The 12,704-nt window shown below is 65.4% G+C and carries 11 protein-coding genes; 2 read left to right on the top strand and 9 right to left on the bottom strand.

Annotated features, from left to right (window positions below):
- The first annotated feature begins 67 nt into the window (after nt 1-67).
- On the top strand, nt 68-1,993 hold the full coding sequence (locus HU752_RS00055; RefSeq protein WP_186687639.1) for an acetyl-CoA hydrolase/transferase C-terminal domain-containing protein: 1,926 nt from the start codon (nt 68-70) through the stop codon (nt 1,991-1,993).
- Here the strand turns inward: HU752_RS00055 and HU752_RS00050 are convergent.
- The 7 genes from HU752_RS00050 to HU752_RS00020 form a co-directional block, all read right to left on the bottom strand.
- Entirely contained in the window at nt 1,984-2,505 is a 522-nt protein-coding gene (locus HU752_RS00050; protein WP_186687635.1) for a fimbrial protein, read from the bottom strand. The two genes, HU752_RS00055 and HU752_RS00050, sit on opposite strands and share 10 nt — an antisense overlap.
- Before the next feature lie 64 nt (nt 2,506-2,569).
- Nucleotides 2,570-3,079, bottom strand: a complete 510-nt coding sequence (locus HU752_RS00045) for a fimbrial protein (RefSeq protein WP_186687633.1) — start codon at nt 3,077-3,079, stop codon at nt 2,570-2,572.
- Between the two features lie 21 nt (nt 3,080-3,100).
- Complete coding sequence (locus HU752_RS00040) at nt 3,101-4,069, bottom strand: fimbrial protein (protein ID WP_186687631.1); 969 nt, start codon at nt 4,067-4,069, stop codon at nt 3,101-3,103.
- Complete coding sequence (locus tag HU752_RS00035; protein WP_186687628.1) at nt 4,066-6,654, bottom strand: fimbria/pilus outer membrane usher protein; 2,589 nt, start codon at nt 6,652-6,654, stop codon at nt 4,066-4,068. Before HU752_RS00035 ends, HU752_RS00040 begins: the two co-directional genes overlap by 4 nt.
- 135 nt (nt 6,655-6,789) lie before the next feature.
- A complete protein-coding gene (locus HU752_RS00030; RefSeq protein WP_186687624.1) occupies nt 6,790-7,575 on the bottom strand; it encodes a fimbria/pilus periplasmic chaperone in 786 nt (261 codons plus the stop codon).
- Nucleotides 7,576-7,588: 13 nt separating this feature from the next.
- Nucleotides 7,589-8,353 carry a fimbria/pilus periplasmic chaperone gene (locus HU752_RS00025; RefSeq protein WP_186687621.1) on the bottom strand — a complete coding sequence of 255 codons (765 nt, stop codon included), beginning with the start codon at nt 8,351-8,353 and terminating at the stop codon, nt 7,589-7,591.
- Nucleotides 8,354-8,416: 63 nt separating this feature from the next.
- Nucleotides 8,417-8,980, bottom strand: coding sequence for a fimbrial protein (locus HU752_RS00020; protein WP_186687618.1), 564 nt, complete (start codon nt 8,978-8,980; stop codon nt 8,417-8,419).
- Between the two features lie 286 nt (nt 8,981-9,266).
- Between HU752_RS00020 and HU752_RS00015 the strand changes: the two genes are divergently transcribed.
- The gene (locus tag HU752_RS00015) at nt 9,267-9,938 is read left to right on the top strand and encodes a response regulator (protein WP_186687733.1); all 672 of its coding nucleotides are present in this window, start codon (nt 9,267-9,269) and stop codon (nt 9,936-9,938) included.
- A gap of 11 nt (nt 9,939-9,949) precedes the next feature.
- On the opposite strand, the gene HU752_RS00010 is transcribed toward HU752_RS00015, so the two are convergent.
- A complete protein-coding gene (locus HU752_RS00010; RefSeq protein ID WP_186687615.1) occupies nt 9,950-10,522 on the bottom strand; it encodes a xanthine phosphoribosyltransferase in 573 nt (190 codons plus the stop codon).
- A 172-nt stretch (nt 10,523-10,694) separates the two neighbouring features.
- On the bottom strand, nt 10,695-12,704 hold the full coding sequence (gene rep / locus HU752_RS00005; protein WP_186687612.1) for a DNA helicase Rep: 2,010 nt from the start codon (nt 12,702-12,704) through the stop codon (nt 10,695-10,697).

Here is a 12,704-nt window from a genome sequence, read left to right as displayed (position 1 = left end):
GGCAGGTGCAGCAAACGCCCGGCAAGCTCGGTCCAACCTCCATCCAGGGACAACCGAGGAAGGCCGGATGACACTGACGTGTTCCATCGAACAGGCGGTCGACGACGTGCTGGCGCGCTTGCCGGCGCATATCCACATGGGCCTGCCGCTGGGCCTGGGCAAGCCCAATCGTTTCGTCAATGCGCTGTACCGGCGGGTCAGCCAGCTACCGCAGCGGCAACTGACGATCTACACCGCGCTGAGCCTGGGCCGCCCGCCCCTCGGTGATGGCCTGCAGCGGCGCTTTCTCGAGCCCTTCGTCGAGCGGGTGTTCGGCGACTACCCGGAGCTGGATTTTCTCGCTGCCCTGCGCCATGACAGCCTGCCGCCGAATATCCGCGTCGAGCAGTTCTTCCTGCAACCCGGCAGCCTGCTGCACAGCAGCGCTGCCCAGCAGGACTACGTCAGCAGCAACTACAGCCATGCCGCCCGCGATATCAACGCCGCCGGCCTCAACCTGGTGGCCCAATTGGTCGCCGCGCACGAGCGGCGGCCGGATCGCCTGAGCCTGAGCTGCAACCCGGACATCACCCTCGACCTGCTGCCAATGATCGCCAGGCGCCGGGCCGCCGGCGAAACCATCCTGCTGCTGGGCCAGGTGCACAGCGAGTTGCCCTACATGCCGGGCGATGCGGAAATCGACCGCGAGGCCTTCGACCTGCTGATCGACGAGCCCGAGCGCAGCACGCTGTTCTCCACGCCGAACATGCCGGTCGGTTGCCAGGACCACTTCATCGGCCTGCACGCCAGCACCCTGGTACGCGATGGCGGCACCCTGCAGATCGGCATCGGCTCGATGGGTGATGCGCTGACCGCGGCGCTGTTGTCCCGGCATGCCGACAACGACGGCTATCGTGCGTTGCTGGCCGACCTGGACATGCACCCGTGGCAGGCGCTGATCGAGCGTGAAGGGGGCACCGACCCCTTTGCCAACGGCCTCTACGGGTGCAGCGAGATGTTCGTCAACGGCCTGTTGGTGCTGGCCGATGCGGGGATCGTCCGGCGTCGCGTCCATGCCGACCTCGACGCTCAGCGCCGGGCCATTGCCGGGCAGCCTGAGGAGGCGGGCGGGGTGGTGGTGCACGGTGGCTTCTTCCTGGGCCCGCGGAGTTTCTACCAGCGCTTGCGGGAATTGCCCGCGCAGCGGCTGGCCGAGTTCAACATGAGCGCCATCAGCTACATCAATGAACTGTACGGCAACGAGACGCTCAAGCGCCTGCAGCGCCAGGATGCGCGGTTCATCAACAGTGCCTTCACCGTGACCCTGCTCGGCGCCGGGGTGGCCGACCAGCTCGAGGACGGCCGGGTGCTCAGCGGCGTGGGCGGACAGTACAACTTCGTCGCCCAGGGCCATGCACTGGAAGGCGCCCGTTCGGTGCTGATCCTGCGCAGCTGGCGTGAGTCCGGTGGCGAGGTCAGTTCCAATATCGTCTGGGAATACGGCCACTGCACCATTCCCCGCCACCTGCGCGACATCGTGGTGACCGAGTACGGCATCGCCGACCTGCGCGGCAAGCGCGATGCACTGGTGATCGAGGCACTGCTCAACATCAGCGATTCGCGGTTCCAGGCCGGGCTGATCGAACAGGCGCAGAAGGCTGGCAAGCTACCGCGGGATTTCCGTCTCGATCCGCGTTTTGCCGACAACACGCCACAGCGCCTGGAAGCGCTGCGCGAGCGCCATTCGCAGCTGTTCGTGGAGTATCCGCTGGGCAGCGACTTCACGGCCGAGGAGCGCGACCTGCTGCGGGCGCTGAACTGGCTCAAGCGCCATTTCAAGCTCAGCGAAGTGCTTGAGCTGGGCAAGGCGACCCTGGACGCTCCCGAGCCGTCGAGCTTTCCCGCGCACCTGCAACGCATGGGGCTGAGCGAGCCCCAGGGTCTGCGCGAGGAACTGTACCAGCGCTTGCTGCTGGCGGGATTGCAGGCGACGGCCCGATCCTTTCAGTCGTAGGTGATTTCCACGGTGGCCAGGCTGAGCAGCGTGCCTTCGCGCACGCTACCGGTCTTCCAGTACGCCGCGCCCAGTGGCAGCACCGCCTGGCCGCCGCTGGGCGACAGCGTACGGGCGCTGTCGCTGCCGTCGGCGCGGATGGTCCGTTGCACGCCGCCCACTCGTGAGTACAGCCACAACCCGACGCCCTGGGCATCGCCGGTGTTGGCGAAACGCGCACCATCGGTGGGCACCGGGGTGCCGGCGAAGGTGAAGGTCACGCTGCTGATGTCCGAGTCGCAGCGGGCGCTGATTTCGAAGCTGCGATGTCCCGTCGATTCGCTGCCGGCAAAGTCGCTGACCTTGGCCGGCGGCAGGGTGACCGGGCGTTCGTAGTCACCGGGGACCAGGTCGCAGGTCCCGCCCTCGACCAGGCCCTCGATCTGCAGGTTGTCCTGGTTCAGGAGCTCTGCCGACGCTTGCCCCACGGGGGTGGCGACCATCAGCACCAGGGGTAGCAGGTAGGTTTTCATGGGATGTCGTCCTTCTGGGGTGGCGACCTGGCTGCCGTCATCCTGACGCAGCGGGTCCGGCATTTCAGAGGTAGGTGATGCTCACCGTCGCGGTGGTCACCAGGGTGCCCTTGGAGACCGTGCCGACCTTCATGTAGTGCGCCGCCATGGGCAGCGTCGCCTTGCCGGCGCTGGTCGCGACGGTGCGCTGGCGCTGGGCGGCGGTGCCGTTGGCCGGGATGTTGTAGTTCGGTCCGTTGCGGGCCTGGAGTACCGAGGCGATGCCGCCGGCGGTGCCGGTGCTGGCCCAGTAGGTCGGGGAGCCGCTGGCCGGAGTGCCGGTGAACATGAACGTGACGTTGCGGATATCCGAGTCGCAGCTGGCCTCCAGGCTGAACTCCCTGAGCCCCGTCCAGGTGCTGGAGTCGAAATCGCTGACCTTGACCGGCGGCAGCGTGACGTTGGCAATGGTGCTGAGGTTGCAGGTACCGCCGTCGATCTGTCCGCGTACGGTCAGGGTGCCGCTGGTGGCGGCCTGGGCGGTGGCCAGGCTGGCGGCGATCAGCAGGGGGAGTGCCAGGAGAGGGGTTTTCATTCCGGGTGTCCTTCTATGGGCTTAGTTGTAGGTGATGTTGACGGTCGCGGTGCTGATGAGTGTGCCTTTGCCCGGGGTGCCGACTTTCCAGTAGGCGGCACCCAGCGGCAGGACCGCCCGGTTGGCGCTGGTGGGGACGGTGCGGGCGCTGTCGGTTCCGTTGGCGCGGATGGTGGATTCGACGCCACCTATGCGTGAGTACAGCCACAGGCCGACGCCGGGCGCCGTGCCGGTGTTGGCGAAGCGATAGTTGTCGCCACTGTGCGGCGTGCCGGAGAAGCGGAAGGTCACGCTGGAGGCATTGCTGCAGGTGGCGCTGATCTCGAAGTTGTATTTGCCGGCCGAGTTGCCGGTGAAATTCGAGAGCTGGATCTTGTCGAGGTTGATGGTGCGGTTGACGTCGCCGGCGGCCAGGTCGCAGGTGGGCGACTGGACGACGAACTGCACCGCGTTGTCGAGCGCGATGGTCTTGATCAGTCGACCCTGCCAGAAATGCTGCCGCAGGTTCCCGGAGGGGACCGTGCCCGCGGAGATGTTTCCGATCTTGTAGAAATGCGCCTCCATTTCCACCATGGTGTGCATGATGACCCAGGGCAGGCCGGTCTCCGTACCGGAATAGCTGTGGAGGTTGACGGAGTTGAACAGGTGGAATTCGGGGCTTCGCTGGCGGATCAGCACGGCAACCCCTGGCACGTTGGTTCGATAGCCCGTGAGCCTGGGGCCGAGGTCGACCTGGTCGGAAGCCGCATAGCGCCCGGTCACCTGGAACGGGAAGGAGGGCGAACAGCGGCTTTCACCGCTGGGGTAGGGCCTGCTGAGCGAGACCTTGGCGATCAGTCCGCCCACCGGCAGGCTCGCCGGTACGGTGATCGTGCTGGGGAAGGTCGCGGCATTGCGGAAGTTGGGGTAGTAGTCACAGGCGGCCTGGGCTAGCGTCGGCAGCGACAGGCTGGTCACCAGCAAGGTGATTGATCTGATCGAACCTTTCATTGTGGGTCTCGCGAAGTCTGGTTGTGCGGGGTGTCGATCGCCTGGCACAGGCTCTCGATCTGACGCAGGTGCTGGGAACTGTCGCTGCTGTCCGGTGGGCCGAGGTCGTAGTCGATCCGGCACTGGCTGGTGCTGGCGCTGCCCCACTTGACGATGAGTTGGCCGCGATCGCGGGCCACCCGGGCGAAGGCCTTGCCGCCCTGGCCGACCACGCCGACGTGGGTGTTTTCCTCATCGAACACATCGGCCCCGAACGGCAGCGCGGACTCGTCGTCGCGGCGGGCCTCGATCATCATGGCGCGGCCGCTGCTGGTCTCGTACTTCATCACCACCACCGAGCCGGCGCGGGGCGCGACGTTGTGCGAAGCAGCCTTGAGCTCGACGTCATGGGACATGTCCCGGGGATCGAGCTCGATCACGTTCTGGCGGTAGGGCGTCAGGTGCGGGACCACGGCGTAGCCTTGTCCGTCGACCTGGGTGTGGCTGCCGACCCAGGCCCCCTTGGCTCCAGGGGCGTTGACCAGGCCGATGGTGTCGCCCAGTTCCGGGGTCAGGGTCACGCCGTCGGCGTGGGCCACCAGGCCGCCGGACAGGCTCAGCGACTGCGCGTGGTAGTCCCTTCCCTGACTGTGGCTGGTGGAGGCGAGGGCATAGCGGCTGCGGTATTGCAGGTCGGCGTTGAAGCTGTTGCCGACGCCGTTGTCGGCGTGGCTGAGCGATGCGCCGTAGTTGTACTCGTTGTGCTCGCCGAGGGTGCCGCTGAGGCCCGCCCGGGCGCTGTTCTGGCGATCACCGTGGGTCAGCGTGCTCGACAGGTTGGGCGCGCGGTCCGAATGGCCCAGGGGCAGGTGGAACGTGAAGTCGATCTGGTTGCTGCTGCGGTTGCTCAGCAGGTCGCGGCTGCGCTGGGCGCTGACGGTGTAGTTCATGCGCTGCCAGGTGCTGCTGTAGCCGGCGGTGAAGCTCAGCTCGCCGCCCTTGCGGTTCCAGTAGTGCTGCGACGAACCGGTGAGGAACAGCGAGCCGTGCTGCAGGTTCTGGTTGAGGCTGATATCCAGGCGTTCACGCAGGCGGCCGACGCGATCCAGGTCGCCGCCCCTGCGCGCCAGCTCGCGCAGTTGCGCGGTATCGCGGGCGGTGAGGAAGCCGTCGGTGGAGTAGCGGAAGGCGCCCAGGGCGAAGTCGGTCCCGGTACTGGCGAAGGTCTTGTTATAGCGGGCCTGCAGGCTCTGTCCCCGGCGTTTGCCGAAGCCCGGGATCTCGGCCTGGGAGGTGGTCAGGTCGAAGGAGATCGCGCCCACCGGCGTATTCAGTGCCGAACCGAACATCTGCGAGTGGTAGCCCTCGGAGGCGAGCATGCCGGTATAGCCGGTCAGCAGGTTGTTCAGGCCGTACTGGAAGGTGCCCTGGGCCAACCAGGGCTTGCTGTCGATACCCAGTTCGTCCATTTCGCCCAGGCTCAGGGCATAGCGGCTGTAGCCGGGGCGCAGCAGGTTGATGTTGGAGGCGAAGGGAACGATGAACTGGCGTTGGCGGCCGTCGGCCTCGGTCACGGTGACTTCCAGATCGCCGCCGTAGCCGGTGGGGAACAGGTCGTTGAGCACGAACGGGCCGGGCGCCACCGTGACCTCATCCAGCAGGATGCCGCGCTGGCGCACGCTGACCCGCGCGTTGGTCTCGGCCACGCCGCGAACGATCGGCGCGTAGCCGGTCAGCGAGTCGGGCAACATGCGGTCGTCGGTGGACAGGGTGGCGCCGCGCATGCGGATGCTGTCGAACAGCTCGCCGGTGGTGTAGATCTCGCCGGCCATCAGTTGTGATTGCAACCCACCCAGCTCCCGTTGCACGTAGGTGGCGCTGCTCTGGTATTGATTGCCGGCTTCGTTGCTGCTGTAGGCGCCGTTGTGGCGCAGGTGCCAGCCTTCCAGGTTGAGGCCGGTGTGCAGCCCCAGGTAGTTGGAGAACGAGGCGCGACCCTGGTTGCTGTTCCTGAAGCCGTTGGCGCTGTAGCGGACGAAGGCGGCGTTGACGCCCTTGTCCCAGTATTCCGGGCTGACGTAGCCGCGGGCCGAGCGTGACAGGTAGAGCTGCGGTACCAGCAGGTCCAGGCGGCTCTCGCCGGCATCGAAGCCGAGGCTGGCCCCCGGTATGTAGGTGGCGATGGGACCGCAGTAGGCCGTCGCCGGCAGGGGCGGCGGGACCGGCTCGCCGGCTTCGGCCGCCTTCTGTGGCACGTGGTCGATATCGATGCCCAGGCGCAGCAGCAAGGGGCGCTCCAGGCACAGCTGGGCATTGCTCTGGCCGTCGACGCTGACGAAGGTCAGCTCCTGGCGGCCGAGCCAGTTGCCGTTCAGCGTGACGTCGGCCCGGTATTGGCCCGGCAGCACCACGTTGCCCTCGTTGAAGCGTGAGATGTCGATCTGTTCGCCACCGGGGAAGAATGCCGGGTTGAACTCCACCCGTTCGACCTCGTCCGCCGCCAGGGCGCTACCGCTTCCCAGCAGCAACAGGCCATGGAGGACGCGGGCCAGGTGGCAGGGTCGGGTACGGGGCCCGATGGACTCGGGCGATCTCTTGGGTCTCATCGTCAAGCTTCCAAACAGTGTGTGTTGCCGAATTCGGGCAAGCCGCTCCCGACCAGCACACGTCACGCGTTGCGGCTGGAGGCGGCGATCTCGGGTTCTGGAGTCCTGGCCAGGGCCAGGCGGGCATTCAACCGGTCATGGGGCGAGCCGGACCTTGTGCAGGTGCCGGGCTCCGTAGTCGTCGATGGTCTGGAACTCGACTTGCGCATCGGCGGCTGGCGCGGCGGTCAGGCCCGGCAGGACAAAGCGGTTGCTGGCGTGTGGGTTGACCATGTTTTCGGCTGCGGCCTGGCCGCTCTGCTTGGCATGCCGTTGGCCGGCAGTGAGCAGTTCGACCGAGTCGAAGCTCAGGTGATAGGGGGTTGGATTGGTCACCTCCAGTGCCCGGCCCTGTGCGTCATGGACCAGCGCCCAGCGCAGCTTGCCGGCGGCCTGGGAGGGCTCCAGCGGCAGGTCCTGCGGTCGGAAGAACACCTTGATGCGGGTCCGGAAGGCCAGCTGCAGCTGGTTCTCCTGCTCGCTGGCCTGGACCTTGGGGGGGACTTCCAGCATGTTCAGCCAGAACAGGCTTTCCTGGTTCGTCGGCAGCGGCTCGCCGGTGTAGGACAGGCGCAGCACCTGTTGCCGGCCCGGCTCCATGCGGAAGATCGGCGGGGTGGCGAGAAAGGGCACACGGGCCTCTTCCGGGGTCGCGTCTTCATTGCCGCTGTCCAGCCAGACCTGTACCAGCGCCGGTTTCGGGTTCTTGTTCTCGAAGCGAACCGTCACTTCCTTCTGGTTGGCCGGGTACACCACGCGGGTACCGGTGATGACCACGCTGGCCTGGGCCGTGAAGCTGCCTGCGAGCATCAGGGCGAGCAGGGCGAGCCGGGCCGGTCGCTGCACGGTGCCGCGGTTGCGTTGGAATCTGTGGAGGATCATGCCGGGCTCCGCTTCAGGAGGTGATGTCGACGCTGTGACGGATACGCGCGCCGTGATCGCTGACGGCGGTGAACTCGACCTTCAACGCGCCGCTGGGCAGTGTGCGCAGGGTCGGCAGGACGAAGCGCTTGATGTCGCCGGAGGGCAGCAGCAGGCTGTCGTCGACCTGCTGATTGGGGGCCTTGGGGTAACGTCCGTTGCCACCGACCAGTTCCACTGAACCCAGGGACACGTGGTACGGCGTCGGGTTGAGCACTTCCAGGGCGTGTCCGCCGGAGTGCGGAACCAGCTTCCAGCTGAGTTTTGGCGCCGCGGCGCCCTTCGGATAGGGCAGCCCCTGCGGCCTGAAGAACACCCGCAGGCGCGAGCGGAACGACAGCTCCAGCAGGTTCCGGTCGCCGGCATCGATGGCGTTCGGCTGCACTTCCAGCACGTTCAGCCAGAACAGGCTTTCGCGATCGTCGGGCAGGGGTTCGCCGGTGTAGCGCAGGCGCGGGGCCTGCTGTCGGCCGGGCTCGATGCGCATCACCGGGGGCAATGCGGTGAATGGTGCCTGGGCGGTGGCCGGGGTCGCGTACTTGTCGCCGTTGTCGAGCCAGAGCTGCACCAGCGACGGGCGGTCTCCCTTGTTCTCCAGGCGTACGACCACCTCCTGCTGGTCAGCGGGGTAGATCACGCGGGCACCGTGGATGACCACGGCGGCCTGCGCGGTAAGGGCACTCAGCGATGTCATCAGCAAGGCGCAGAGCAGCCTGCCCGGATGAGCCATGTTGTTCATTGAAGAAAAACTCTCGGGAGGAGGAACGGACCCGCCCTGCGGCGGCGGGTCCCCTGGGAGGCGTCAGTCGGCGTACTCGACCATGAAGCCGACGCGGGTCGCGACCAGGCCCTCTCCGGCCGTACCGGTGGCGTAGTACTGGGCGGCCAGCGGGATGACCGCCTGGTTGTCGGCGATGACCACGCCCTCGGATTTTTCGTTGTAGACATGAATCGGCGTGCCGTCGCGCTGGGTCACCTCGACCTGCACGTTGCTGGCGGCGTCGGCACCGTCGTCGATGTTCAGGCGGCCGGTGGCGACGTCGATCGCCGGGCTGGTCGGGTCGAATGCGACCATCGCCGTGCGGCCGTTGGTGCAGGTCGTCTCGCCCGGGGCGCCGACGCGGATAGTGAAACCGGTGAGGTTGGCACGATCGCCGGCGTTGGCCAGGCGGGAAGCGGAGACACCGCCCAGGTCGACGTTCTTGACCACGGTGCCACCGCCCGGTGTTTCACCTTCAATGGTGCAGGTGATGTCCCGTACCAGGCCATTGAAGTTGATGATGCCGTCATTGGCGGCCGAGGCCGGCAAGGCGACCAGGGCAGCGAGAGCCAGGGAAACGGCGGCGGAAACTTGGGAGATTTTCATGGCATTACCTTGAAATGGTTTCAGTTGTTTTCCCACTGGCAGGCTTCAGGGAAGGGGATTGGCCTGCCGGATGCGGGACGCCACTGTCGCGCAAGCCCAATCCACGGAACATCGAGATAACTCGAAACACAGCAGTTTCGAGATTTCTCGAAATGCGCTTCCCATATCGGGTGCTATAAGCCTGAAAGTTCTGTAGGCATTCGCCACGACTCAGGCTGTGAGCGCGGTATTTTTTTCAGGAGGTCAATACAACATGACAAGTGCACTCCCTGGTCCCTACACCGTCATGCTGCTGGACGATCACGAGCTGATCCGGGTAGGTACGGTCCTGTGGTTGTCGAAAGAACCCGATCTGCAGGTGATCGGCTCCTATGCCACGAGCCGGGAACTGCTGGCGGCGCTGGCGACCCGGCAGCCGGACATCCTGGTCATCGATTTCATGCTCGGCCCGCGGGAGATCGACGGGATCAACCTGATTCGTACGCTGAGGACGCGGTATCCCGATTGCCGGCCGCTGGTGCTGTCGGCCCACTACACGCCGGCCACCGTGTCGCTGGCGCTCAGGGCGGGCAGTTGGGGATTCTTCGGCAAGAGCGAGCGGCTGGACGGACTGGCGTCGGCGATCCGCACGGTGGCGCGCGGTCGGATTTATCTGAATCCGGTGATGGCTGCGGAAGTGGCGGCGGTTTCGGAAACCGAGGTGCATCGGGTGGCCAGCGCTGCCGAACCTGTCTGCACGGGGGCGTCGGGCGAGGTGCTGTCACCGAGGGAACGTGAGGTGTTGCGCTGCTTTCTCGATGGCATGTCGGTCAATGGCATCGCCGCCAAGTTTTCACGCAGCGCCAATACCATCAGCACGCAGAAGCAGTCGGCCTATCGCAAGCTGGGGATCAAGAACGACAGCGAACTGTTCAAGTTGTCCAGTTCGCTGCACGGTTCGAGGGCGATGGGCTTCTGAAGCCGGCAGGCTTACTCGATGAAGGTGACCACGCCGCCGGCCAGCGACTTGACCCGGGCCAGGGATTCGACCCGGTAGCCCTGGGCGTCCAGCTCGGCACGGCCGCCCTGGAACGACTTCTCGATGACGATGCCCAGGCCCGCCACGGTGGCGCCGGCCTGCTTGATGATCGAGATCAGCGCCTGGGACGCCTTGCCGTTGGCCAGGAAGTCGTCGATGACCAGTACGCGGTCGCTGCTGGTCAGGTGGCGCGGGGAGATTGCCACGGTGTTCTCCACCTGCTTGGTGAAGGAATACACGGTCGCCGACAGCAGGTTTTCGGTCAGGGTCAGGGACTGGTGCTTGCGTGCGAAGATCACCGGCACGCCCAGGTTCAGGCCGGTCATCACCGCCGGGGCGATGCCCGAAGCCTCGATGGTGACGATCTTGGTGATGCCCGAGTCGGCGAACAGGCGGGCGAACTCGTCGCCGATCTGCTTCATCAGTTGCGGGTCGATCTGGTGGTTGAGGAAGGCGTCGACCTTCAGAACCTGATCGGAAAGCACGATGCCTTCTTCGCGAATTTTCTTATGCAGTGCTTCCACGTAACGTCCTCGAATAGCGCCTTTTGGCGCTGAAAAATAATAGTGGTTGTCCCATCACCCGATCCACCTGTAGGAGCCGTGGCTTGCCCGCGAAAGGGCCCTTGAGGAGAAAAGCTTCGCGGGCAAGCCCCGCTCCTACAGGAAGGATGGGGCGGGGGTAAAAGGGTCAATTCTAGCGCTTTAGCATCGCTCGTATATCCGCCAGTGCCGAGTTGCCGCGCACGGCTTTCACTTCGGTCGGCGTGTCGTCGTTGCCTTCCCAGGCCAGGTCGTCCGGCGGCAGCTCGTCGAGGAAGCGACTCGGTGCACACTCGACCACCTCGCCATACTGCTTGCGCTTGGCGGCGAAGGTGAAGGCCAGGGTCTGGCGCGCACGGGTGATCCCGACGTAGGCCAGGCGCCGCTCTTCCTCGATGGTGTCGGCCTCGATGCTGGAGCGATGGGGGAGAATCTCCTCCTCCATGCCCATGATGAACACGTAGGGGAACTCCAGTCCCTTGGACGCGTGCAGGGTCATCATCTGCACCCCCTCGGCGCCTTCTTCCTCTTCCTGCTGGCGTTCGAGCATGTCGCGCAGAACCAGCTTGCCGATGGCGTCCTCGACGGTCATCTCACCCTCTTCGTCCTTCTCCAGGGTGTTCTTCAGTGCCTCGATCAGGAACCAGACGTTGCTCATCCGGTAGTCGGCGGCCTTGTCGCTGGAACTGTTGGTGCGCAGCCAGTTTTCGTAGTCGATGTCCATGACCATGCTGCGCAGCGCGGAGATCGGGTCTTCGCCGGCGCACTGCTCGCGCACCCGGTCCATGAAGCGCTTGAAGCGCGACAGGCGTTCGGTGAAGCGGCTGTCCAGGTGTTCGCCCAGGCCGATCTCGTCGGTGGCGGCGTACATCGAGATCTTGCGCTCGGTGGCGTAGTTGCCGAGTTTTTCCAGGGTGGTCGAGCCGATTTCCCGGCGCGGTACGTTGATCACCCGCAGGAAGGCGTTGTCGTCGTCGGGGTTCACGATCAGGCGGAAGTAGGCCATCAGGTCCTTCACTTCCTGGCGACCGAAGAAACTGTTGCCGCCCGACAGCCGATACGGAACCTGGTGGTGCTGCAGCTTCAGCTCGATCAGCTTGGCCTGGTAGTTGCCCCGGTAGAGGATGGCGAAGTCGCTGTAGGGGCGGTTGGTGCGCAGGTGCAGGGTGAGGATTTCCATGGCCACCCGCTCGGCCTCGGCGTCCTCGTTGCGGCAGCGGATCACACGGATCTCGTCGCCGTGGCCCATCTCGCTCCACAACTGCTTCTCGAACTCGTGCGGGTTGTTCGAGATCAGCACGTTGGCACAACGCAGGATGCGGCTGGTGGAGCGGTAGTTCTGCTCGAGCATGACCACTTTCAGGGACGGGTAGTCTTCCTTGAGCAGCATCAGGTTTTCCGGGCGTGCGCCGCGCCAGGCGTAGATCGACTGGTCGTCGTCGCCCACCACGGTGAACTGGTTGCGCGTGCCGATCAGCATCTTCACCAGCAGGTACTGGCTGGCGTTGGTGTCCTGGTATTCGTCCACCAGCAGGTAGCGCACGCGATGCTGCCACTTCTCGAGGATGTCGGGGTTGTCCTCGAACAGCTTCACCGGCAGCAGGATCAGGTCGTCGAAGTCCACCGCGTTGAACGCCCTGAGCGTGCGCTGGTAGTGGGTATAGACGATGGCGGCGGTCTGTTCCTTGGGGTTGCGCGCGTTTTCCAGGGCCTGGGCCGGCAGGATCAGGTCGTTCTTCCAGCCGCCGATCATGTTCTTGATCTCGTCGACGCCGTCGTCGCCCGAGTATTCCTTCTGCATGATGTCGGTCATCAGGGCCTTGACGTCGGTCTCGTCGAAGATCGAGAAGCCCGGCTTGTAGCCCAGCCGCACGTGTTCCTTGCGGATGATGTTCAGGCCCAGGTTGTGGAAGGTCGACACCGTCAGGCCGCGGCCCTCGCCCGGGCGCAGCAGGGTACCGACCCGCTCCTTCATCTCGCGCGCAGCCTTGTTGGTGAAGGTCATGGCGACGATGTACTGGGCCCGGATGCCGCAGTTCTGGATCAGGTGGGCGATCTTGCGGGTGATCACGCTGGTCTTGCCGGAGCCAGCACCGGCGAGCACCAAAAGCGGGCCGCCGACGTAGTTCACGGCTTCTTGCTGCCGGGGATTGAGTCGGGACAT

Origin of the sequence: Pseudomonas vanderleydeniana (assembly GCF_014268755.2) — a bacterium.
Classification (GTDB): domain Bacteria; phylum Pseudomonadota; class Gammaproteobacteria; order Pseudomonadales; family Pseudomonadaceae; genus Aquipseudomonas; species Aquipseudomonas vanderleydeniana.
Note: the sequence above shows the minus strand (reverse complement) of the source record. Positions and strands in the feature narration are given on the sequence as shown.